Source organism: Filimonas zeae (genome assembly GCF_014641615.1).
GTDB lineage: Bacteria > Bacteroidota > Bacteroidia > Chitinophagales > Chitinophagaceae > Filimonas > Filimonas zeae.
The window spans coordinates 897,726-922,101 of the sequence record NZ_BMIB01000001.1 but is presented as its reverse complement, the minus strand read 5'-3'; the positions used below and the strand labels follow the sequence as shown (position 1 = coordinate 922,101).

Here is a 24,376-nt window from a genome sequence, read left to right as displayed (position 1 = left end):
AGATGCAGGGATGTGCCCCTCTTTAGATATAATCAAATGTAGTATCCGGCAGATACACGCAAGTTTAGTATTGACGAAAATGATAGCAAAAATGTCCAATACCATCTGCACACACCACATATAGGCCATCTAAAACATAAATACTTCAATTATCTACATTTCTTCCATCCGGAATAGTATGGCGTTACCATTTTTTGTGGGGTTCCTTTTACATTTGTATATGCTGTTTCGAACTTTTGCTACTGCCATTTTCTGCTTTTTCGTTGCAGGTATAAATTATGCACAATCCGGTCATATCAGTTTCTCATCACTGAATACCCGGCATGGTCTTTCATCCAATATGGTGAACGATATGCTGAGAGACAAATTCGGATGGATGTGGTTTGCCACAGAAGACGGTCTGAACAGATTCAATGGTACTCAGTTTATTATCTATCGCCATAAACCCAATGATACAACCAGCATTTCAGCCAATGATATCAACTGCCTCTACGAGGATAAAGCCGGAAACTTATGGATAGGCACCAATGGAGGCTACCTGGATTTGTATGACAGGAAAAAAGACGCTTTTGAACATATCGGCAGCTATAGCGGGGCAAAAGTATTAAACAGCGCCATCAAAACTATTTGTAGCGACACATCAGGCAACCTTTGGATTGGCGATTATAGTGGTTTACACCAGCTGAATCCGGCAACTAAGGAAATAACGAATATCCCTCTTAACACAAATGCATCTTCCTCCTCCACACGCATTTCTGTGATTTCCGTTTTTGAAGATAGCCGGAACCGGTTATGGGTGGGAACAAATCAGGGACTCTTATTATACAACAAACAGCAGAAACAATTTCATCCATTAGAAACCGGGTCCGCACATGAACTACAAAAAAATGCCATAGAAACTATTACGGAAGATAAACAAGGTAATATATGGATCGGTTGCGCTTCCGGCTTATATCGCATTGACGGAAACAGTAACACAATTATTCCTTTGATTAAAGATAATGCCACCCACTGTACGGCCATAGACAGTGGCAGCCGGATATGGGCCGGCACGGAAGATGGGCTATATATCATAGATAACGCTACTAAAAACGCCATCCGTTTAGCACCCGATATGCGGGATCCACACAGCCTGAATCAAAAATCGGTACGGGCCGTTTATATCGACAAACAGGATATTTGCTGGGTGGCTACTTTGCGGGGAGGAGTGTATAAATATGACAGAGGTCAACCTCTTTTTCAATACCGGCAAAGCAACCCATTTGACATCAACAGCCTGCGTTCACCCGCAGTGACTTCGTTAGTGGAAACCGAAAGCGACCATTTATATGTGGGGTCAGATGGTGGTGGGGTACAATTATTCAACCACAGAACAGGACTATTTTCACCCATTCCCTTTTATCCCCCGGGCAACTGTTCACCCGAAAAACTTAAAGTGCTTTCATTGGAAAAAGGTAGCCGGGACGAACTATGGGTAGGAACTTTTTCCAACGGGCTTTTTTGCGTAAATCCATTTACAGGAAAAACAAAGCAATTCACTACGGCGAACGGACTCGGCAATAACGCGATTTTCTGTTTAAAAAAAGACAGTAAGGGGAATATCTGGATTGGCAGCAATGGCGGGGGTGTTAATGCTTACAACCCCGTTACAGGTATTATGAAGCACTACACCAGCAAACCCGATACCGGAGAAATACGACTTCCGTTAAATGGCTATATAAGGGCCATTATAGAAGACGCGAAAGGACGGATCTGGATAGGTTCACACGGCACTGGAATAGCTATGTTAGACCCTGCCAGTAACCAATGCGTGGTTTACAACCGGTTTAACAGCGGATTACCCAGTAACGTTGTAATCAGCTTGCTTGAAGACAGAAAAGGCAATATCTGGATAGGAACTTTGGGAGGAGGATTAAGTATATTCGATAGCACCACCCATCGCTTCAAATCCTTCGCAGCCAAAGAAAATCTCAGCAATGATGTAGTATACAAGATAGTAGAAGATGATAAAGGGTTACTATGGTTAAGCACGAACCAGGGAATCAGCAGCTTCGATGTAAATAAAAAACATTTTGCCAATTATAACCATTACAATGGTATACAGCAGGATAACTTTATTTCAGGTTCGGGCCTTCAGTTAAAAGACGGAACGATATTGTTTGGAGGTATGGACGGCCTGAATTATTTCGCGCCAGGTGCTATTCTACGGCCCCTGTTCAAACCTCCTGTTGTATTTACCGGGTTGCAGGTGAACAACCAATCTATAGCACCTGGTAACAATAGTCCTTTAAGGGAACACATTTCAATTGCCCGGCACATTAACCTGACCTACCACCAAAACTTTGCAATAAGTTTTGTAGCATTGGATTTCACTTCGCCACACCAGAATAAATATCTTTATCAGCTTGAAGGATTTGACAAAGAATGGGTAGAGGCGGGTAGCGACCTTACTGCTTCCTACACCAATATCGACCCAGGTGATTATACTTTCCATATTAAAACATATAATGCAGAAGGAGATATAGCGAGCGCCGCAACCGCCTCTATATACCTGCATATCACACCTCCATTCTGGCGATCCGTCTTTGCCTATATATTTTATCTATTATTAATCATTTCCCTTCTGCTATTCTCAAGATACAAAACAATGCTGCGTTTAAAACGTCAGTTCGCAACAGAACAGGAAAAGTTACTGGCAAGGCAGACATTGGCCCAGGAACGAAAAGAAGTGGAAGTAGCCAGAGAAATGGACCAGTTAAAAATTAAATTCCTTACCAATCTAAGCCACGAATTCAGAGCCCCCATTTCGCTGATACTGGGACCAGTTGACAATCTGTTACAATCCGTTAATAACACGAAAGCCGCAGCACAGTTGCACATGATCCGCCGCAATACACGGCGCTTACTAAACCTCGTAAACCAACTGCTCGATTTTCGTAAGTTGGAAACGCATGAATTAAGCCTGCATCTGGTATCTGGCGAAATAACACACTTTGTTAAAGATGTATTTGACTCATTTATGGATCTTGCAGAGAGAAAAAAAATCACATACAGCTTTCATTGCCATACTTCCAATGCTATGGTTTTATTTGACCACGATAAACTGGAACGCATTCTCTTTAATCTGCTGTCCAATGCATTCAAATTTACACCTGCCGGCGGAAGCATCGATTTACATTTGGAATCAGCAGGCTTTACTTCTGAAGGTGTTACTATATACAGTATTAAAATAACTGATACAGGAATTGGTATTCCACCTGATAAAAAAGACAGAATTTTTGAACGCTATTTCCAAAGCCACACCTCTCCCTTCTCCCAGCAAGGCAGCGGCATCGGGCTCTCTATCACCCATGAATTTATAAAAATGCATGGCGGATCCATTGAGGTAAATAGCGAACCCGGCAACGGAGCAGATTTTACGATCACGCTTCCACTTATACCTGCAGAACAACAACCTATTCTTACTGTAGATAACTGGAAGTCAGAAGATGTGGAAGTAGCTGCCAATGAAAACCTCCCTCTTATACTTTTGGCAGAAGATGATGAAGATTTTCGCTTCTATTTAAAAGACAACCTTAAGAATCATTTTTCAATACTGGAAGCATCGAATGGAGAACAAGGTTGGAAAAAAACACTGGCGCGACACCCACTGGTGGTAATCAGCGATGTAAACATGCCCGAGGTGGACGGATTTCAACTACTGGAAAAAATAAAGGCGGATAAAAGAACATCCCATATCCCTGTGATAATGCTAACTGCTTTATCAGGCGAAGAAGCCTTATTACAGGCTTTTTCACTGGGAGCCAGTGATTACGTTACCAAACCATTTAATTTTCAGGTACTACTGGCACGTATTAACAGCCTGGTTTCTTTAAAAACAACACTTAAAACAACTTATACAAAGCAGATCACGGTAGAGGTACCCGAATCAGAAACACCATCTGATGATAATCTTTTGATAAAGAAACTACGCCTGTATATTGAAAATAACATAAGTGATACCAGCCTTTCGGTAGAGGGTGTTAGTAAAGAGATGGGTATGAGCAGAAGCTCCCTTTATAACAAAATGCTGGAGCTAACCGGGCTTTCTCCCATTGAATACATCCGGAATATAAAACTGGAAAAAGCCGCTTTCCTGCTTGAAAAAACAGATATGAATATAGCGCAGGTTGCTTATTCAACCGGATTTGCCACACCCAATTATTTCGCAAAGTCTTTTAAAGCGAAGTACCAAATGTTACCTTCTGAATTTGTAAACAGGAAAAGAAAGAATGGAAAATAATCATGGATAAATGCAGCCATTACAAAATGGCCAACTTTCCTTACATAAAAGAATCTCTAATAATCAAAAGGTAGATCCTTACAAAAGATCTACCTTTTACCTCTGCACGGGTTAACAGAAGATTTAAAACGAAGTCACTACACCTTCGTAACATGCCTGGTAAATGGCTTTCAAATCTCCGGCTGTTGGTTTTCTTGGATTAAACCCTGTGCATGGATCTAACAATGCATTGCCAACCATATAATCCAGGTTTCTATTCCATTCATCCTCCGACACTCCAAATTCTTTAATGGAACCAATGTTGTTTACCTCAGCGCGTAATGACTCAATTGCCTGCGCCAACTCCTCTGCTGTTTCCAGCCCTATCACTTTTGCAAGATCAGGAAAACGGGTTGATGCTTTAGAGTTGTAGCGGATAACATTGGGTAAAAAAATAGCATTTGAACATCCGTGAGGAATACCAAATATAGCCCCCACCTGGTGAGATAATGAGTGAACAATACCTAGCCAGGCATTGGTGAAAGCAAATCCTCCCATTGTAGATGCATCATGCATGTTTTGTCGGGCCATTAAATTACCAGGCTCAGCCACCGCAATTTTCAGGTTATCAAATACCAACCTCAAACCACCTTTAGCCAAAGCATCAGCATAATTATCTTCAACTGTTGATACATAAGCCTCCACGCAGTGTGTAAGAGCATCCAAACCTGTATTTGCAGTTACGTGCTCCTGCATTGATGCGCACAATACGCCATCTACAATAGCGATATCAGGAGTTAATTCGTAAGAAACTATAGGATATTTAACTCCCTTCTTCCTGTCGGTAATTACCGCTAATCCAGTCATTTCCGTTCCCGTTCCACTTGTGGTGGGTATAGCTACAAACTTTGCTTTATTACGTAATACAGGCACTCCAAACGGCTTTGTCATTGCTTCAAAATCTGCATCAGGATGCTCATAAAACACCCACATCATTTTAGCTGCATCAATTGCCGAACAGCCTCCTAATCCTATTATCCAATCAGGCTGAAATTCACGAAAAGCCGCTGCTCCTCTTAAACAAGTATCGGCAGAGGGATCTTCTTCTACCCCTTCAAAAATGGCAGCCTCAATATTAGCCTCTTTTAATAATGCCAGTGTTTTATCCAATGCACCATTCTTCTTTACTGAACTTCCCCCTATTACAATATAAGCCTTTGTTCCTTTGAGATTACTCAACTCAGCAAGCGCTCCCTGTCCGTGAAACACTTCCCCGGCCAAAAATAATTTACTCATGTTTCTTAATTTAATAAAACAAAATTGAGATGTTATTTTCCGGCACAGTTATACATAAATTCTTAATAATTATAAATTCGCGAAAGCTGCTGCTTCAGTTCCCCTGGTGTTGCATTGGTTTTGGCAATTACAAATTTATTCAGGGCAGAGGGAGAATCGAATCCAAGCTCAAAAGAGATTTCTTTACAACTCATCCCGGAGAAAAGCAACAACCTCTTGATTTCTGTGAGTAAACGTTCATGTATTACCTGTAACGCAGTTTTACCTGCTCTTATTTTGCATATTTCATTCAGTTTACCTGTAGTAGTTCGTAGCTTTTCAGCATAATAGGTTACGGTTCTTTCTGTTTTAAAATCAACCTCTATCAAAGACTTATAACGGGCATACTGATCGGCCTGGTCCGGAACCTGAAAGCTATTTTCCCTGGGATGTGCAGCTTCTATAATTTCCAGTAGCATTATTTTGATAAAGAAGCGGATTTGCTCCTTTTTAATGGGAGACAAATTGCGAAAGGCTTTCAATATCTGGGTGGCGTATGCATAAACCTGCATATACTTATGGGTAGGCAGCGTGATATAATTTAATTTACCAATCAAATCATTACTGTATGCACTCAGTTCGTTTTTTAATAAATCTGAACAAAACAATACTTCATCAAACTGAATAACAATGCCACGCGATTTATTGTTAACATCCAGCAGATTAACCTGGTTCGGAAAAACAACCGACACCGTATTAGCAGTTAACACATGAATATTCTCTTCCACCTGTTGTTTAGCTTCTCCACTTTCTAACAGAACTACCTGAAAATAATCACTCCGATGTAAAGCATCATTTTCGTTCAAATACCCATCCTGAACCTCGTATACATGAAAAGAAAGACAAGCAGTATTCTTTTTATCAAAAACCTCCTTTAGGGAGTGATTACGTATTTCCATTTTACTATATCCCTTTTATAAGATTAAAAATCCAACAAAAGTAGTTTAACCGTCCGTTTTGCAGCTTGCACATTCTTCCACTTGAGGGGTACTTTCCGGAAATCAAACATTCTTATCACTCTTTTTAGACGCAGGCCTAACAATCATTCTCAGATACTGGTCTTTACTGAAGTAGGCAGCAGTCCAGCTGGATAGCGTTCTTAATTTATTTCTGAAATTAATAAGCGACCGGAGATGTATAAAAAGCCATAACAACCAGGCAAACCCACCTCTGAAATGAAGATGAGGTTTAGGCACATCCGTTACCGCCTTATACCTTCCTATTATTGCCATAGATCCTTTATCATTATAGTGAAAGGGTCTCAATACGTTACCTTTCAACAGGGCATTGAAATTGAAAGCCAGATTCCGGCCCTGTTGAATTGCCACCTGCGCCAGTTGCGGATGACCATTAGAAAAAGCTGCATCAGTAGTTTGCAAACAGGTATCTCCTATTGCGTATATATTATCAAAGCCTTTCACTTTGTTATATTCATCTACAAGCAATCGCTTGCCACGGCCATAGGCATCAACAGTAATGCCGCTAAAGGTACTGGCAGTAACACCCGTAGTCCAGATAAGATTATAAGTTTCAATACCCGTTCCGTCAGCCAATATCACTAAACTGCCATCATAATCTTTCACCAGCACGTTCAACCGGACTATTACCCCCATTGACTGGAGAGATTGTAAGGTGTATTCCTGCGATTTCTTCGACATAGGAGCCAGCACAGAGGCTACACCATCAACGAGAAAAATTTCAAAGGGTAGTGATTTTAATTCAGGGTAATCTCTCGCCAGCACATTCTGCCTTAACTCAGATAACATACCTGCAATCTCAACACCCGTAGGTCCACCACCTGCAATTACAATCGTAGTCAGTTTCTTTTGCTCTGCTGCATCATTGATTCGCGCAGCCTGCTCAAAACGCTCCAGTAATGTATTCTTAAGGTAAACTGCATCAGCAATTGTTTTCATAGGCAAGGCATTGCTTTTCACATTTTGGTTGCCAAAATAGTTACTCTCTGTTCCGGTAGCAATTACCAGTTTGCCGTAAGCTAACTCGCCATTAGACAATATCACTTTATTCTCTTCCGGCCTTATTTCCAGTAACTCCCCCATCCGGAACGTAAAATTTAAATTTTTCCTGAAGAGCTTTCTATAAGGATAACTTATATTAGACACATCTAAAAAACCTGTTGCTACCTGGTAAAGCAACGGCGGAAAAAAATTATAGTTATTCCTGTCTACGAGCGTTACGTGTAATTTTTGTCTTGCTTTCAATAATTGTTTTGCCAGATTAACTCCTGCAAACCCACCCCCTACTATCACTATATTATCTTCATCTTTTATCATATAACTACATTTTCAAAATTTACAATCCTGCTTACTTTCCATAGAACAGAGCATGGCTGCTAAGTAAAAAAACCTAGCAACCATGCACTTGACATTGATAGATAAACATGAAAAAAGTGCCTGCGTGCCTAAAACAACACGATACAGGCTTCATTAAGATGCAATATTAACCACGGATCAGAGTTCGTAATTCGTCGTTATTGCGGTATTACTGGTCAAAAAGGACGATTACTGTAACGTTAATTCATTCCCAGGTACTTCAGCCATTCGTAGCAGGCTTCCATCCAATGATCTACAGGCAATTGTTGTTTCTTCATTCCAAAGCCATGCCTTCCTTTAGCGTAAATATGCAGTTCTGATAAACCTCCTGCCTCCTGCCATCTTTTATACAGATCAACAGAGCCGGCATTAAATCCGAAATCATCATCAGATGTAACCGCAATAAATAAAGGAGGAGCATTCGCTGGTACTTTTACCTTGTCAAAAGGATACAAATAAGGATAGATAGGTGCTGTAAAGTTTACGTGTGAAGCCTTATCAGCAGCAAGCGCAACACCCGCAGCAACAGTTCCCCCGGCTGAAAACCCCATGATTCCTATTTTAGCAGTATCCAGCTTATATGCGGCCGCATGGGCTCTTACATATTCAACTGCTGCTTTGCCATCTGCAATGGCCAGAGGTACATCTTTAGCCATTATTTCCACCAGTTTTTTAAAATCCTTAGCCCGTTCGAAAATAACCTGCATAGGCTGGGCCGATTCAATAGGCAACAAACGATACTTTAATACAAATACCGTATACCCCTTAGCTGTAAGCCATTTGGCCACATTAATACCTTCATTGTTCATAGCAAGAAGATGAAAAGCACCTCCCGGACAAACCACCACGGCAGCGCCATTGGAGGCAGACGAATCAGGACGATACACTGTAATGCTTGGAGACGACACATTATAAACGATGGTATCCGTTGCATCAACAGGAATACTTCGCTCTGAAGAAGTACCAGATGCCACACTTCCGGTTGTACGTAGTTGAATCACTTCCTGACCCAGGCAAAAATTGCCTGCCAATAAAAAAGTCCATACAGCTAAACTGATCTTTAACATATTCTAAAATTTGAACAAATAGATGCTTCACCATCACACATGCACGTCAAATGGTGGCAATTATACAAGACGTAAACAATGATACGGCGCTTTCCCTACTTTAGGGAACAGTTCCCGGCTCATAGCGCTGATAACTATCTTTTAGATATTCAATTATTACTTTCAGACATTACTTTCCCTCCCAATAAATACCAACTTTGATAGCACAAACTGAAAGGATTTTTTAAGTAATAAAAAAGAACATATGGAAATAACTGCAGCTATAGTAAAAGAAAAAGGCAGCAGCTTTGAACTTGCCAAAGTAAAACTGGACGAGCCTAAAGCTGATGAAGTATTAGTAAAAATTGTTGCGTGTGGCATTTGCCATACCGATATGGTAGCAAGAGATTTTATTATGGGCGCACCCAACTTTCCGGTAATATTAGGCCATGAAGGTTCTGGCATAGTAGAAAAGGTAGGTGAAGATGTACACCATATTAAAGCAGGAGATCATGTAGTACTCACTTACGGTTATTGCGGAGAATGTGAAATTTGCCGCTCCGGAACACCGCCCTATTGTTATGAATTTTTCCAGAGAAACTTTTCGGGTGAACGTGTAGACCATACCCACAGCCATCATTACCCCGACGGAACCGCTATTAATGACAACTTCTTTTCCCAGTCATCATTTGCCACTTATTCCATTGCACATAAAAACAACGTCATCGTGGTTCCCAAAGATGCACCGTTGGAATTATTGGGCCCATTGGGCTGTGGCATACAAACAGGAGCCGGAGCCGTAATCAATTCTTTGAAATTGAAAATTGGCAGCACTATTGCCATCTCCGGCACAGGTGCAGTTGGCCTGGCAGCTTTAATGGCAGCGAAAGCAGCTTCTGCTACTACCATCATTGCTATAGATATTAACGAAGAAAGACTTGCCTTTGCCAAAGAACTGGGCGCTACTCATACTATTAATAGTACCAAAGAGGAAGTATCTAAAAGGATACTGGAAATATTACCTCATGGTGTACAATTTGGAATAGATACCACGGGCAGAAATGAAGTAATTAATAACACACTGGCCAGTATGGCGCCTGTTGGTGAAATGGTAGCCATTGGGGTAGCCAGAAAACCGTTAGAGCTGGAAACAAATATCTTCCTCACCAAGGGCTACAAAATCAGGTTTATTAACCAGGGCGATAGTGTACCGCAGGAATTTATACCTAAATTAATCAGGATGTATCAAAACGGACAGTTCCCATTCGACAAACTGATTAAGAAATATGCCTTTGAAAATATTAACCAGGCAGTGGAAGATTCAGAAACTGGCAAAACCATCAAATCTGTTTTAACTATAGGTAACTATAAAAACTAATACCGCTGAGATAAGAAGCACATGACGGTCATGTGCTTCTTATCTCCTTATTACGAAACTGAGTGGGAGAAGTACCTACATACTGCCGGAAAAACCGGCTAAAATGAAATTCGTTGGAAAAATTAAGACGGCCGGATATTTCTTTTACAGAAATGGCATGATCGCTTAACTGGCCCTTTGCTTCCGCAATAACCATATCTATAATAAACTGACGTGCTGTTTTCCCGGTTTTCTTTTTCAAAAGCTGAGAAAGATATTTTTCATTCATAAATAGCTTTTTTGAATAGAATGAAACATCCCTGTACCTGGTAAAATTTTCGGAAAGCAGTTTATGAAACCTGTACACAACCGTTGCGGTTATTTTCCTGTCCAGCGCAGACTCACTATAATAGTGTTTAATCTTTAAAAGAAAAGATTTAAACAAGTTCACCTGAATAGCAGCATCGTCCTCATTCAAATTACCGCTATCCAAATGTTGCAGCATGGCCAACAGTTGCAGTAATAACCCAAAATCCCTGTCTTCTACCTGCTGGCTGGTTAAAACGCCTTCGCGAATGAACCCGGAAAGACTAAAATACTTTCCTTCAATCGAATATCGTTTCAGGTAATCATAGGTGAAATAAAGCGACACAAAACGCCCCTCTGCTGCCATCCCTACCATTTCAACAACACTTGATGGGGGAATAATAATCACTTCCTGCTCACCCAGAGAGAAACTACATTCATTCACCTTTAATTGTATATTCCCTTTTATAACGAGAATAACTGAGAAATTATATAATATGGCAGAAGTACTAAACGCTTTCTGAACTGGCAAACCCGCTGAATCGTAAATAAGCAACCCATACTCCAACAACCGGGCATCTTTAAAGGGGTAAGCCATATTCACTCCCCCGGCGGCACAATCATTAGTGGTTATATATTTCATAGCAAAACGGATTAAACAAAAATCCCTGTACACGCACAAAGTTCCTAACTCAATCGCATTTCGTCCCTTAAACAATCTTAAGAATTTGACTTAAAATACTACAAGCACCGCCTTTATCACCTGGTAAGCATAAACATCCTTTTATTCCAATGAAGATAGGTTTTATTAATAGCAGGCACCATTAATACCAGTAAGGCCACTCCAAACATAGCCACACCCAACGTCATAAAAACAGCCCTGTAAGTAAGAAGCTGCGATTGAAGGTTTAAACTTTGAGCAATGGACGCATTTGCCAGTGCAGCTGCCTGCTCTGCTGAATAGCTACCGGAAATGTAGATTTTCTGGCTCAATCCTAATCTTGTTATAGTTTCCTGGCTTTCACCGGTTATATTTTTTAAAAAGCCCAGCCGGTAATATTGGTTAAAATACAATTGAAGATTATAAAATCCTGCTACAGAATGAAGGGAGGCCATAAAGCGGGCATACGCCGCCACAACAATGCCTGTTGTACCTGTATTACCGGGGGCTGAGGATAATACAAAAATGACAATAGGAACAAACAAAAGCCCGGACGCAGCCCCTTGCAGGAAAACCGGTATCATTAAATCGGTGTAAGACAAATCAGGTGTAAACAAAAAACACATCCATATATGATACATTCCCATTACACAAAAACCGCTTACTATAAAATACTTACTTGAATGGCGGTGGCGAATCATGATACGGGAAGCAGGAATAATCAGGGAAACAATTCCCAACAGATTCATACACCCCAGCTGCATCACCTGCCATGTACTCCACTTTAATACCACAAACGCATAGTTATAAATCAGATTAACACTGTCTTTACTACCATAATAAATGGCCAGTAAACAAAGGCCCACCACCACATTGGGCGACCGCAGAATGCTCAGGGATATGAGCGGGCGTTTAACATGTGTACACCGGTATAAAAAAAGCAATAACCCGCATAAAAATACAAAGGCCGCCTTTTGAATACGTGCGTCGGCAAACCAATAGAACTTCGATCCGTAAATCATCAGGTATGCAAGTGCAGAGGCCGTTGCACAAAAAATAACGAAAGCCGCCCAATCCACCTGGTATAATGGATATCGTTTATAGCCAGACGAAGCCTTCAGCAAAAACAATATGATTACTATAATCACTAACTGAAAACCTATCAGGTAATAATACGTCCGTTGCCAGTCGTAGGTAGTAACTACCCAGGAAGCCAGCATTCCTATAATCACTGTATTACTCAGTATAGCACCATAAAATACTGCCGAACCTATTGCCTGTGCCCGCTCTGTTTGTAAACGGGAAAACACCAGTATTAATATGCAGGCAGCCGTGTTGCCCACTAAAATACCCTGTAAAAAGCGGTAAACGAAAAACATACCCAAGTCATTGCAATGCATGCAAAGTATATTCAGGCCAATAGCAAACATAACATTCACCAGCAGGTAGCTTCTCATTTCAAAGTAACGCAGAAACCTGAACTGAACAGGAAGTATGGAAATGATACCGGCATAGGTAAGCAACAAGGCAAACGAAATATCTTCCGGCTGCGCTCCCAGGTAACTGATCATATAGTTTTGGGTAAGCGCAAACATACCAAACTGAAAAAGAGCAGAAAGCAGAATCAGGAATAACGCAATCCTGATGCCCCACTCCCATCCCTCCAGCCACGATTGAAAGTAAGTAGGCTTATTCATGCAATCTTTTTTTAACAGACACCGTTACATTCATACCAGCCACTATCCTTTCATCATTGATGTTATCGAATGCTATTTTTACGGGCACACGTTGTACTACTTTCACAAAATTGCCTGTAGAGTTATCGGGCGGCAATAAGGAAAACTTAGCGCCTGTTGAACCTGCCAGGGCTACAATCCTCCCGGTAAATACCTTGTCTTTCCAGGCATCTATCACAATATCCACGGGCTGCCCCAGGTACATATCCGTTACCTGGTCTTCCTTAAAATTGGCGGTTATCCATTTCTCCCCTTCATTAATGATACTTACCAGCGGCTGTCCCGGCTGAATCTGCTGCCCTTCCATAATAGACTTCCTGCCTAACCTGCCTGAGTAAGGGGCATAAATTACCGTGTAAGAGAGGTTTAACTTTGCCAGTTCCAGGCTGGCTTCCTTCTTTTTAATATCAGCCTGCAATAAAGCTGTACGCGATTTCATTTCATCTATACGGGCAAGTCCCACCTTCAGGTTATCCTGTGCAGCATCGTAGTCACTGGCCGCAACATCATTCCTGGCCTTTACCTGGTCAAAATCAGAACCTGTGGCTGCCTCTTCCTTCACCAGGTTTGCATAGCGCTTTATCTCCTGTTGCTGTTGCCAGTATCTGGCTTCTGCTCCCTTAATCTGATCGGCGCTTACGCGGGTACCGGCTTCAGCGCTTCTGATACCTGCCGACAAAACCACCAGTTGCGCATAAGCATCATCTACAGCAGCCTGCGCGGCCTGCAGCTGCGCACGATATTCGCGGCTGTCCAATACCACCAGGGTATCTCCCTGGTTTACCAGTTGATGTTCGTTATAATATACCTTTTCAATATATCCACCTACCCTCGCAGATACCGGATTAATAAATGATTCTACCTGCGCGTCGTTCGTTTGCTCGTACAACCGCGTTAAGTTCCAGTAGCGATAGTAATAAATGCCCCCACCTACTACCAGCATAATAGCTATTACTGTAATGATAATATTGCCCGGATGTATTTTTTTTCTTTTTTCCATGGTTCTGTAATAAATTATAATTGGCCCGATGTATACAAGATATAGTGGTAAATGCTAATAGCATCCACCTGCGCTTTTACCAGGCTAAACCTCGACTCCTGATATAAGTTATCTGCATCCAGCAAATCAGTTAACAAGGCCAGTTGATTGAAGTATTTTGTTGAAACAATTTTTAAGTTCACCTGAGCCTGTTCTACAGAACGGCGGTTCACTATTATTCTGTTCAACGCTTCCTTATATTTAATGTAATACGATTGCAATGTGGTACGCACCTGATCGGTAGTAGCCTGCTGCTGCACCCCAAGCTCTTTCAAACGTAGCTTCGCAGCAGACAATTTGCTTTTATTGTGATACAGCGAAGACAGGCTGTATTGCGCTTTTACCCCCACAAAACCAAGTGCATAAGCCTGATCAACCGGAGGAAAAAAAAGATAATTGGGATAAGTAAGTCCATAAGCTGCATATAAGCCAACAGACGGCATATTAGCACTTTGTACGCCCTTTATTTTTGCTTGCTGAATAAGTATGTTTTCTGCTGCTTTATGCAAAGGATAAGACGCTGCTACGCCTCCTTCTATCAATGGCAGCAGACTATCGGGATCAGGGCCACTAATACCCGCAGAATCAGCCGGTATAATACAAACTGAATCAGGAAGGTTCATGATAACATTTAATCGCTGATTCGCTATAATGATATCATTATTATTTTGCTCTACCCCCAATTCTACATTGGACAACATCACTTCTGCCCTTAACACATCACTTCGTGTTACTTTCTCGTTATGATACAACGCATTTATATTATCCAGTCTGGTACGAGCCCTTTTTAACTGTTCATTCAGCAAACGCTGCTGATCATATAGCTTCACCATTTCCAGGTATTGCACAGCAGTTTGCAATACAGCATTTCCGGTTAACTCCTGTGCATTTACTTTTGCCAACCCTACCCTGGCATCGTGTTCACTTTCCAGTGCCTTTTGCCGGCCACCGCTGTAAAAATTAAATAATGCTTCGGCACCCAATGCAGCACCATTAGAAGATGGCTTACGAGGCGCTGTAGTGCTGTGGCTTAAACCATCTGTAAACAAAGTAAGATTAGAAAACCGCTGGTAAGAGCCATTGATATTTACGGAGGGTAATGCTGCCTTATAGCCATCCTTCCTGTCTTCTTCCGTGGCTGCTATCTCCATACGCGCCGCCTGTACCCATTTATTCTGATTACGGGAAAACTCAATGGCCTCTGAAAGCCTGATGCGATAAACCGCTGTATCTATGCGGTTAGACTGCGCAGCCAGTAAGGCAGGAAATATAAATCCTGTTATGATACAGGTACTACACCAGCTACGACGCAGTAATATTAAAAGCTTATACATAGTTTCTGTTTTCAAAAAACAGAAGGCGTAGCGCTCGAATACAACACCATCCCTGTTTTGGTGCAAATTTCGGTACGTAATAAGCTGTGGAATTCGCACAAAATGCCGGAATATTGGTCTAAATGCCTTTCGTAAATTTCCGCAACCGGAAACCAGGCACGCCAGTACGTTGGCAAAGAACACCAGCAGCCATTTCGACCAAAAGAACAGCAATATCAACCAATAACGGGCATCTGCTTAGGGCGAACTTTGCATGTGATAAAGCTGGCCACACAATTCTACATGATTGCATGCTTTGCCTGGCCGGAACCATTAAATCTCAAAATGTAAATTATGTCTACACTAAAAGGTAAGGTAGCATTTGTTACCGGCGCAGGCGGTGGAATAGGAAAAGCCATTGCTGTTGCATTTGCAAAAGAGGGAGCTAACGTAGTAGTAGCAGATATCAAGGAAGAATTTCTTGCAGCTACGGTGAAACTGGTAGAAGATCAGGGCGTGAAGGCATTAGGTGTTACATTAAATGTAACGGATTATCTCTCGGTTAAAAATGCCCTTTCCAAAGTAATAGAAACATTTGGCCGACTGGATGTTGCCGTTAACAACGCCGGTGTGGTTGGAATAGGAAGTATAGAGGAAATAGACGCAGACGAATGGGATCGTGTGCTAGGCGTTAATGCGAAAGGCGTTTTTGTTTGTACGAAGGCTGAGCTGGAAATACTTAAACCAGCCGGACAGGGCGCTATTATCAATACTGCTTCTATTGCCGGTAAAATGGGGATGGCACATTTATCTCATTATGTAGCTTCCAAATTTGCAGTAATTGGCTTTACCAACAGTATTGCAAAAGAGGTAGCAGCCACTGGCATTACTGTTAATGCTATTTGTCCCGGCATTGTAGGAACCGGCATGTGGCGTGGAAAAGGCGGTGTAGCAGACAGGTGGAAACTGGAAGGAGAAACAGAAGAACAATCCTGGGAGCGGAATAAGCAGTCATTAATTCCGCAGGGCGTAGACCAGACCCCGGAAGACATTGCGCAGGCGGTAGTATTTATTTCACAAGCCAAACATATTACCGGCCAGGCTATAGCCATTGACGGCGGAATGACCATGTAAGTTGATAGTAAAGCGAACTTTTATAATGTGAATTGGTTAAAAGTAAGAGCAGCCCTACGGCTGCTTTCTTTCATATATACCCGCTGGCATTTACTGAAAAAAAACAAACCATACCAACAAATGAAACGCGTTATAACATTAATGATATTGACAATCCAGGCAATGACTACAACAGCACAAACTCCTGAAAAAAACTCCTTCTTTCTGCAACATCCTTTTCTATGGGGTGCTGCGTCTGCATCATACCAGGTAGAAGGCTTTCACAAAGCAGATGGCAAAGGCCGTTCCATATGGGATGTGTGGATGAATGATAAGCAGATAGGTGGAAAAGGAGTTAATGGTAATGAAGCTATTCATTTCTACGATCGTACACAATACCTGAAAGATATACGACTGTTAAAGCAATTGGGTTTAAACAGTTACCGGTTCTCTATTTCATGGCCCCGCATCCTGCCTGACGGAACAGGTGCAATTAACAGGCAGGCCATAGATCACTACCGTCTTTTCATAAAAGATTTGAGAGCAGCCGGCATTGAACCGGTAATGACTTTATACCACTGGGATATGCCCTATAACCTTTATCAAAAGGGAGGCTGGGATTCCCGCGAATCTATTCAATGGTTTACAGAATATGCCAAAGTAGTATTTGAGCACTTTAACGACCTTGTAAAAATTTACGTACTCAGCAACGAGATGCTGGTAGAAACAGATATAAGCCTGATGGCAGAAGAACTGGCAGCAGGTCGGAAAAGTACTTTACAAATACTGCCACAACCTGAAAACCTGGAACGGGTATTGAATCAATTCAATCATAAACTACTGGCCGCCGCCGCTGCAGCAGAAATTTTCCACACCTATCACATACCGCAAGGCGAGGTAGGTATGGCATTCCCGTTATTTCCTACCATTGCGGTAAACACAGCATCCTCAGCCGCAGCGGCATTTGTTGACGGAATATTGAACAGATGGTTTTTAGACCCGATATATAAAGGAACCTATCCCGTAGATATTCTGGACTATGCCCGGCAACATCATCTGAATATAAACATACAACCAGGCGATGCTCAGCGTATAAAACAGGCAGGCTTCACCTATCTTGGCATCAACTACTATGCTCCCATTCCTGTTCAACAGGAGGATACCAGCAGTAGTTATCAACTTATTATACCGCAACTGCACAATACAGATTACGCTTATAATGGCGCCAACCGGCCAGACCAGCTGGAAAGGCTGTTACTGCGTATAAAAGATGAATACGGCAACCCGCCGGTAGTGATAACCGAAAATGGTGCCGGCTTTCCGGAAGAAGACCAGCTATTGAACGGAAAAGTATCCGATAAAAGAAGAACAGCCTATATACTGAATCATATCAACGCCATGCAATCGGCCATATCAAAAGGAGCGCATGTATATGGTTACCATGTTTGGTCAAGTCACGATAACCTGGAATGGAGTTTTGGTTACGACCGGCGCTTTGGGATGATTTATGTTGACTTTGCCACACAGCAACGCACACTGAAAGAAAGTGCTATCGAATACGGCAACTACATCAAAAAAGAAAACAGCCAAAAGGTAAGGGAGTAAACAGCAGGCTTAAACTAGTTTAAGCTTATTTATTACACTAGTTTATTGTAGCCACCGTGTACATTTTATCAATTTTGTGTAATTAAAAGTAGTGGTAACACCACCGCAGTCAAACACGTTATTATGAAGTATGTACTAGGTCTTCTGTTTTCAGGTATCAGTCTGTTCAGTGCAGCGCAAAAGCCCTATTCAAGGCCACTAAAAAGTTTTATGCAAACCAGCCCGATAACGGCCAATGCAATACAATATGGCAACAACCCTAAAGCAGGTCACTACGCTAATACAGGCGATGCCCGTATTTACTATGAAGTATATGGCAAAGGCGCCCCTTTAGTAATATTGCACGGTGGCATGGTGGGATCATCATTTGAAATGAGGCAGCTGATTGACAGCTTTTCAAAACGGTTTCAGGTAATTGCCATTTCAACCAGAGGGCATGGTAAATCTTCTATGGGCACTCTCCCACATACTTACGATCAAAAAGCGAAAGATGTAATAGCCGTTTTAAATCAGGTAACCAAAGACAGTGTAACCGTTTTTGGGTTTAGCGATGGTGGCCTCACTGGCTATTTTCTGGCAAGCATGTATCCTCAACGGGTGAAGCAGATGATTGTTATTGGTGCAGCAGAAACGCATGTTAATGACTATAAACTGAATGTGAAAGTAAGTGACATGATGCAACTGGACAAAGCTTACTGGGAGCAACAACTGGCTCTTATGCCTGAACCAGACCGGCTACAGGAGCTTTTTACAGCAGTGGGAAACGCTTCAGGCAAACTGGAGATTAGTGACTCCTTTTTTTCCACTATTAAGTGTCCCGTGCTGGTGATGGCAGGCAACCACGATCAGTTCCTGACCACACAGCGGGTAGTGAACGCATCTAAAATGATACCACGTGCCGAATTGGCCATCATACCTAATAGCACACATGCTGCATTTTTGGAGAACTTTCCGGCAGTATGGACCGCTACTAACGCCTTTCTTACCGGGGCATCATCTGTAAATAATATAAATAAAAAAGAAACCGCTATGAGCAGTACAGTAGAACAGGTTTTAATGCATCACCTTATCGCCTTTGGCAATAACAACCTGGAAGAAATTCTAAAAGACTATTCTGACGAATCAGTAGTGATGACACCAGGAGGTGAAATAAAAGGATTATCCAATATCAGGAAATTCTTTGAAGATTTTTTCGCCGTTATACCAACAGGATCAGCTTTTGGCATGAAACAGAAAAGCATAGTAGGAAACGTAGCCTATATTGCCTGGGACAGTGAATCGGCTACCACTAAAATACCAATGGGTACCGATACGTTTGTTTTCGATGGCGACAAAATCAAGTATCATACTGTAGCAGACTACAGAATAAAAAAATAAGAAAAAAAGGCCTCCCCGGAGGTCTTTTTTATGTTAAACAAAATTCAATTCTTATGAAGAGTATTTTTAAAAGCATTGCAATAGTTTCCCTGGCCGCTACAATTCATTCTTCTATACAGGCACAGGAATATGCCGACCCCACCAAAGTATTAGAAGATGGCAGGGCACCCGGCCTGAAAGTGAAGCAACTTAGTAGTAACGGTACTACTAAAACTTACATACTGATATTTACCAAGGGAGATGAAGTGGTAGCCGGGCTTACTGAGTTTGCCAGAAAGAATAATATTAAAAGTGGCTTTTATAGTGGAATAGGTGATGCACTGGCCATTAAAGCCGGATGGTTTGATTATTACAGGAAACAATTTAAAGTTATCCCTATAGACACCGCCGAGGTTACCTCCTTTTCAGGAGATATTGCCTGGTATAATGGTAAGCCGGTTGCACACACGCATATGAGTGCAGCCCTGAAAGATGGTACCGTTAAAGGCGGGCATCTTTTAGAACTGTTTAGCGGACCTACCATGGAAATTATATTAACTGTTACCCCCACGGCACTTTACAAAAAACTGGATCCTGAATTCAATGCAGGATTAATTGATGCCAATCAGTAGAAAACGAATTGTGCTGCTATAGCCAGCCGGTGCTACTGGCTGGCACTATCTTTCATGGTACGTAGTGTAACAGAATAGCGCATTTCTTTCACAGGTTCAATAGAATGTTGCCATTCAGAACGGGCAGGGCCATACATAACATAGATAGAACGCCTTTCCAGCACAATTGATTTTCCGGACCTTTTGACGCGACGCTCTTTTTCAAAGGGCCTTAATCGAAACACACCATCCGACAGAAGTGATATGCCCACAATAATATCATAAGGAGGGGCATCCCGATGCCAGTTAATGATGGCACCAGGTGGATATTGTGTTACCAGTAACTCCTGGAAAGCGCTGCTACTAACCTTTGTAAACTCAGCCACCTTCTCAATTAAACTATTAAACACCGGGGGAATAGCAGAAGTTTTTACCAATCGCAGCGTTTCAAAGTCCCAGTCGTTTCCAAACGAAAACACCTTACGCTTCGCCTCGTAGCCCCGAAAACGCATAGGCTGCAACTGGATATTTTCAATGTCGTTCAACAGCTTGCTTTCTTCCTCTGCCGTAATAAAATTGGGGATATAGAAAAAGCCTTCCGGATAAACAACTTCAAACAAAGACAATATACCATTCATTACTCTAGTCATTATTTAACTTGTGCAAGCCACCTGTTACAGCCATTTTTTAACTACTACCGTAGTTAATACGCTAACCTGATACCGGTAAATTGCCATTGGTGCATTGCATGAAAAAAATTACGGTATGTTTTACGGCTATGGCCTCCAGGAGTGGCAATGGAAGCGCCACGTAGCACCATTTGATTAACCATGAACTTTCCGTTATATTCCCCTACCGCACCTTCGGCCCTTATAAAACCCGGATAAGGCAGGTAAGCACTGGAAGTCCACTCCCATCTTTTCCCCCACTGAAACTCCTCTGCCGCCACCTCCCATTCTGCTTCTGTTGGCAACCGCATGCCTTTCCATGCCGCAAAAGCTGCCGCTTCATAGTAACTGATATGACATACCGCTTCTGCTGTATTTAGCGCCTGCAGGCCCGATAATGTATAATGCAACCATTTGCCATCAACGTAATGCCAGTATAAAGGAGCCTGTATTCTCTGTTTGTTTACCCAATCCCATCCTTCTGCATGCCAGTAACGGAAATTCTGATATCCGCCATCCTTAATAAATTCGAGATAGTCCCCGTTTGTTACCAGCCCTTTGGCAATATTGAATTCATTCAGGTAAACTTTATGCCTTCCCAGCTCATTATCAAAGCAAAACCCCTCGCCTTCAAATCCAATTGAATAAACCCCTTCTTTCATGGTAACAAAACCGCCCGCCTGAAGCAACTCATTTACGGCAGCTTTCTCTGCATACGCAGGAAACAGGGGGTTATGACCCAGTATATACTTGATATCGGTACAAAGCAGTTCCTGGTGTTGTTGCTCATGATGCAAACCCAATATAATAATATCCACCACAGTCTGCTCTATATCTTCATTTTCCAGAAACAATACCATTTGTTCATCCACATATCTGCGATAACGATAAACATCCTCTACAGAGGGCCTGCTCAAATTCCCCCGGTCGGTACGAATTACCCTTGCACCAATGGTTTCATAGTAACTATTGAAAACAAAATTGTACAGGGTGTTAAACTGCTGGTATCCTCTGAAAAAAGGTACCAGTACAAATGTTTCAAAAAACCAGGTAGTATGTCCTAAGTGCCATTTGGGCGGACTAACATCCACCACGGGCTGTACTACATAATCCTCCGTTTGTAAGGGCCGGCAAATATCTTCCGTATGCTTCCTTACATCTAAATATTGTTCCGCTAAATGCTCCATCTTATCCTTTCATTTAAATTATCCGGCCACCCAGCATGCATCTACAAACCATCCCTTTGAATCTGTGCAATGGCTAACAGGAATAAAACCTGAATCTGCGGCAAGCATAGCAACTTCATTCAATGTATACTTCTGCGAAATTTCCATGTAGATAGTTTCATCTTTCGCAAAAGGAATTTCCTTTTTGCCTATAGTAATCACCTGGTTGCAAAGGCTTACTAGGTAACTTTTGCAGGCACCGCTATCCGGATCATAATGTTGGTAATGTTCAAACTGCGCTATGTCAAAATCGGCTTTCAGTTCGCGGTTAATACGTGCAAGCAGGTTCAGGTTAAACCTGGCAGTAATACCCTCCCTGTCGTCATAAGCTTCCCTGATAACCCTGGGATGTTTTTTTAAATCCACGCCTATCACTACCCTGTCGCCAGGTTGTAAACCGGCCCGTAAACGCCTGGCAAATTCCAGCGCATCCTGCGGCGCCATATTACCAATATTAGCTCCCAGCAACAGCACCACTTTACGTTTTAAGGTAAAGGCTACTGCTTTTTGCAGCATCTCAAAATAGTCACCCTCCAGGCTACGCACCCTCAAAGCCGGAATTTCTGATGATAAGCGCTCTTCCAGTTCTGATAAAATATTTCCGGAAATATCAATAGGCATATACGTAAACGGTACCTCTGCATTGATAAGATGCTGTAACAGGTATTGCGATTTGGTAGCATCACCGGCGCCTAGTTCAATCAGGTCAAAAGCACTGCCATCCGCTATCACCATCCTGGCAAGAAGTTCTGTTTGTTGCTGAAAAATCTCCAGCTCACAATTGGTAACATAATATTCCGGGCAGTTCATAATCTGCTGAAATAGCCTGTCACCTTCTTTATCGTAAAAGTATTTTGATTGAAGTTTTTTAACACTTCCATTTAACCCCTCTAACACATCCCGTCTGAATTCTTCCAACGCGCTTTTCTTCTGCGCCGCCTGCGGCACCATATATGATTCGGTAAATGTATACATCTGTAAATGGTTATATTGGCCTTAGCCATTTGTAAGAACTACAATTTTCCCCTTAGCTGCATTGCTATCCATCAATTGATGTGCTGCCGTTATATCAGCCAACTGAAACGTACCACCTATACTAATACGCACCTGCCCCTGTTCCACCTCCTTAATAAACTGCTGAAAAGCCAGCCTGCACACCTGCAACTGGCCACTGTCGTATACAGTAAGAAACACGCCTGCCGGAATATATTCCATGGGTGCAAAATCTTTGATTGCCCACTGTTCAGCAAGCATTCCGGTCATACAAACTTTACCGCCTGCTTTAGCGCAGCGTAACGAATCGGCCAGCGTAACAGTACCTACCAGCTCCAGCACTTTATCTACTCCTTCCGGGTACAAGGCTTTTACCTGACGGGCCATAAACTCGTCATCAACAAGCACATGGTCAGCACCATTATTCAACAACACAGTACCATTCTCCCTACTGCGGGTGGTGGCAATAACAGTGAGTCCGTAATTTTTAGCCAACTGTGTAGCCAGCATTCCTATAGACGAAGTACCACCCCTTATCAGCAAAGTTTCTCCCTGCTGTATTTGTAGCGAAGTATGTAACGAGCCATATACTGTTTGAAACATTTCCGGTAGCGCACCCAGTATTTCCCAGCTAAGGTGGCTTTCAAAGGGGTAAAGCAGCTGGCGGGGAACTAATGTATATTCAGCATAACTACCATCAAAATCACGGCCCATACCGCCCATAAAAGCAGCCACTTTATCACCAGGCCTGAGTATACCTTCCGGGTCATTATCTACTATTCCTACACATTCAATTCCTAACACTCTGGGCAATTTCACACCGGGGGAGTATCCTTTACGGGTCATCAATTCGGACCGGTTCAATCCAAATGCCATTACTTTTATCCGCACCCAATCACCCACCGGAACAGGCATAGCCCGTTCTTCTATCATAAAATTCTCAGGCCCGCCTGGTTTATAAAGTACGGCAGCTTTCATATGTTACTGTTGCTTTACGTTATTAAATAAGTAACGGTAAATTTTCCAATTCTCCCGTTCTTTACGTAAAACAAAAAAATCGCGACTTGTTTTTACGATCTCCCTATTTGTTAGCGGATCAGTTTGTTTTACAACAGCGTCCGCCTCCGCAAATGCATATTTATTATCCACCGTTATATGTTGAATAGTATAATCAATATGGAAAGCATTCTTTTTCAACCAGCCTGCGCCACTGGCAGCCAGATTTTTACCAGAAAGTGTTTTAAAGGCATGAGGCATTAACAATCCATCTTCCGAGTAAAATGCCGGAATGGATAAAGCGTCTGCTTCATTTAATACTTTGGCATATTGGATAATCAGTTCCTGAACAATCCGGGCATCTTCCTGAGTATGCATAATCAGTGTTATTATTACTACACAAAGATGCCCGCAGTTAACA

General features: G+C 42.1%; 19 protein-coding genes. 6 read left to right on the top strand and 13 right to left on the bottom strand.

Annotated elements, in window-relative coordinates:
* The first annotated feature begins 220 nt into the window (after window positions 1-220).
* Window positions 221-4,282 (top strand): hybrid sensor histidine kinase/response regulator transcription factor, encoded by a 4,062-nt coding sequence (locus IEY13_RS03860; RefSeq protein ID WP_188950632.1) that lies wholly within the window; start codon window positions 221-223, stop codon window positions 4,280-4,282.
* Window positions 4,283-4,405: 123 nt separating this feature from the next.
* On the opposite strand, the gene IEY13_RS03855 is transcribed toward IEY13_RS03860, so the two are convergent.
* The 4 genes from IEY13_RS03855 to IEY13_RS03840 all read right to left on the bottom strand — a co-directional run bounded on the left by IEY13_RS03855 (window position 4,406) and on the right by IEY13_RS03840 (window position 8,996).
* Window positions 4,406-5,557 carry an iron-containing alcohol dehydrogenase gene (locus IEY13_RS03855; RefSeq protein ID WP_188950631.1) on the bottom strand — a complete coding sequence of 384 codons (1,152 nt, stop codon included), beginning with the start codon at window positions 5,555-5,557 and terminating at the stop codon, window positions 4,406-4,408.
* 62 nt (window positions 5,558-5,619) lie between these two features.
* On the bottom strand, window positions 5,620-6,495 hold the full coding sequence (locus IEY13_RS03850) for an AraC family transcriptional regulator (protein ID WP_188950630.1): 876 nt from the start codon (window positions 6,493-6,495) through the stop codon (window positions 5,620-5,622).
* Between the two features lie 102 nt (window positions 6,496-6,597).
* On the bottom strand, window positions 6,598-7,890 hold the full coding sequence (locus IEY13_RS03845) for an NAD(P)/FAD-dependent oxidoreductase (RefSeq protein WP_188950629.1): 1,293 nt from the start codon (window positions 7,888-7,890) through the stop codon (window positions 6,598-6,600).
* Between the two features lie 239 nt (window positions 7,891-8,129).
* A complete protein-coding gene (locus IEY13_RS03840; protein WP_188950628.1) occupies window positions 8,130-8,996 on the bottom strand; it encodes an alpha/beta hydrolase in 867 nt (288 codons plus the stop codon).
* A 244-nt stretch (window positions 8,997-9,240) separates the two neighbouring features.
* On the opposite strand from IEY13_RS03840, the gene IEY13_RS03835 reads away from it, so the two are divergent.
* On the top strand, window positions 9,241-10,353 hold the full coding sequence (locus tag IEY13_RS03835) for an NAD(P)-dependent alcohol dehydrogenase (RefSeq protein WP_188950627.1): 1,113 nt from the start codon (window positions 9,241-9,243) through the stop codon (window positions 10,351-10,353).
* A 28-nt stretch (window positions 10,354-10,381) separates the two neighbouring features.
* Here IEY13_RS03835 and IEY13_RS03830 read toward each other — a convergent pair whose 3' ends face one another.
* From IEY13_RS03830 to IEY13_RS03815, 4 genes are all read right to left on the bottom strand, one after another.
* Entirely contained in the window at window positions 10,382-11,281 is a 900-nt protein-coding gene (locus tag IEY13_RS03830) for a helix-turn-helix domain-containing protein (RefSeq protein WP_188950626.1), read from the bottom strand.
* Window positions 11,282-11,397: 116 nt separating this feature from the next.
* Complete coding sequence (locus tag IEY13_RS03825; protein WP_188950625.1) at window positions 11,398-12,996, bottom strand: MFS transporter; 1,599 nt, start codon at window positions 12,994-12,996, stop codon at window positions 11,398-11,400.
* Window positions 12,989-14,035 (bottom strand): HlyD family secretion protein, encoded by a 1,047-nt coding sequence (locus IEY13_RS03820; protein WP_188950624.1) that lies wholly within the window; start codon window positions 14,033-14,035, stop codon window positions 12,989-12,991. Before IEY13_RS03820 ends, IEY13_RS03825 begins: the two co-directional genes overlap by 8 nt.
* Window positions 14,036-14,049: 14 nt before the next feature.
* The gene (locus tag IEY13_RS03815; RefSeq protein ID WP_188950623.1) at window positions 14,050-15,408 is read right to left on the bottom strand and encodes a TolC family protein; all 1,359 of its coding nucleotides are present in this window, start codon (window positions 15,406-15,408) and stop codon (window positions 14,050-14,052) included.
* Window positions 15,409-15,741: 333 nt separating this feature from the next.
* Between IEY13_RS03815 and IEY13_RS03810 the strand changes: the two genes are divergently transcribed.
* The 4 genes from IEY13_RS03810 (at window position 15,742) to IEY13_RS03795 (ending at window position 20,093) form a co-directional block, all read left to right on the top strand.
* Entirely contained in the window at window positions 15,742-16,521 is a 780-nt protein-coding gene (locus tag IEY13_RS03810; protein WP_188950622.1) for an SDR family NAD(P)-dependent oxidoreductase, read from the top strand.
* A 120-nt stretch (window positions 16,522-16,641) separates the two neighbouring features.
* Window positions 16,642-18,105, top strand: coding sequence for a glycoside hydrolase family 1 protein (locus IEY13_RS03805; RefSeq protein WP_229687712.1), 1,464 nt, complete (start codon window positions 16,642-16,644; stop codon window positions 18,103-18,105).
* Window positions 18,106-18,228: 123 nt separating this feature from the next.
* Window positions 18,229-19,482, top strand: coding sequence for an alpha/beta fold hydrolase (locus IEY13_RS03800; RefSeq protein WP_188950621.1), 1,254 nt, complete (start codon window positions 18,229-18,231; stop codon window positions 19,480-19,482).
* 53 nt (window positions 19,483-19,535) lie between these two features.
* Window positions 19,536-20,093, top strand: coding sequence for a PPC domain-containing DNA-binding protein (locus IEY13_RS03795; protein WP_188950620.1), 558 nt, complete (start codon window positions 19,536-19,538; stop codon window positions 20,091-20,093).
* A gap of 32 nt (window positions 20,094-20,125) precedes the next feature.
* Here IEY13_RS03795 and IEY13_RS03790 read toward each other — a convergent pair whose 3' ends face one another.
* From IEY13_RS03790 to IEY13_RS03770, 5 genes are read right to left on the bottom strand one after another with little or no spacing between them, the layout of a single operon-like run.
* Window positions 20,126-20,722: an alpha-ketoglutarate-dependent dioxygenase AlkB gene (locus tag IEY13_RS03790; RefSeq protein ID WP_188950619.1), complete on the bottom strand. Its 597-nt coding sequence runs from the start codon at window positions 20,720-20,722 to the stop codon at window positions 20,126-20,128.
* Between the two features lie 53 nt (window positions 20,723-20,775).
* Window positions 20,776-21,927 carry an ergothioneine biosynthesis protein EgtB gene (gene egtB / locus IEY13_RS03785; RefSeq protein WP_188950618.1) on the bottom strand — a complete coding sequence of 384 codons (1,152 nt, stop codon included), beginning with the start codon at window positions 21,925-21,927 and terminating at the stop codon, window positions 20,776-20,778.
* 18 nt (window positions 21,928-21,945) lie between these two features.
* On the bottom strand, window positions 21,946-22,941 hold the full coding sequence (gene egtD, locus IEY13_RS03780; RefSeq protein ID WP_229687710.1) for an L-histidine N(alpha)-methyltransferase: 996 nt from the start codon (window positions 22,939-22,941) through the stop codon (window positions 21,946-21,948).
* Window positions 22,942-22,962: 21 nt separating this feature from the next.
* Entirely contained in the window at window positions 22,963-23,937 is a 975-nt protein-coding gene (locus IEY13_RS03775) for a zinc-binding alcohol dehydrogenase family protein (RefSeq protein WP_188950617.1), read from the bottom strand.
* A 3-nt stretch (window positions 23,938-23,940) separates the two neighbouring features.
* Window positions 23,941-24,333, bottom strand: a complete 393-nt coding sequence (locus tag IEY13_RS03770) for a YybH family protein (RefSeq protein WP_188950616.1) — start codon at window positions 24,331-24,333, stop codon at window positions 23,941-23,943.
* Between the last annotated feature and the right edge of the window lie 43 nt (window positions 24,334-24,376).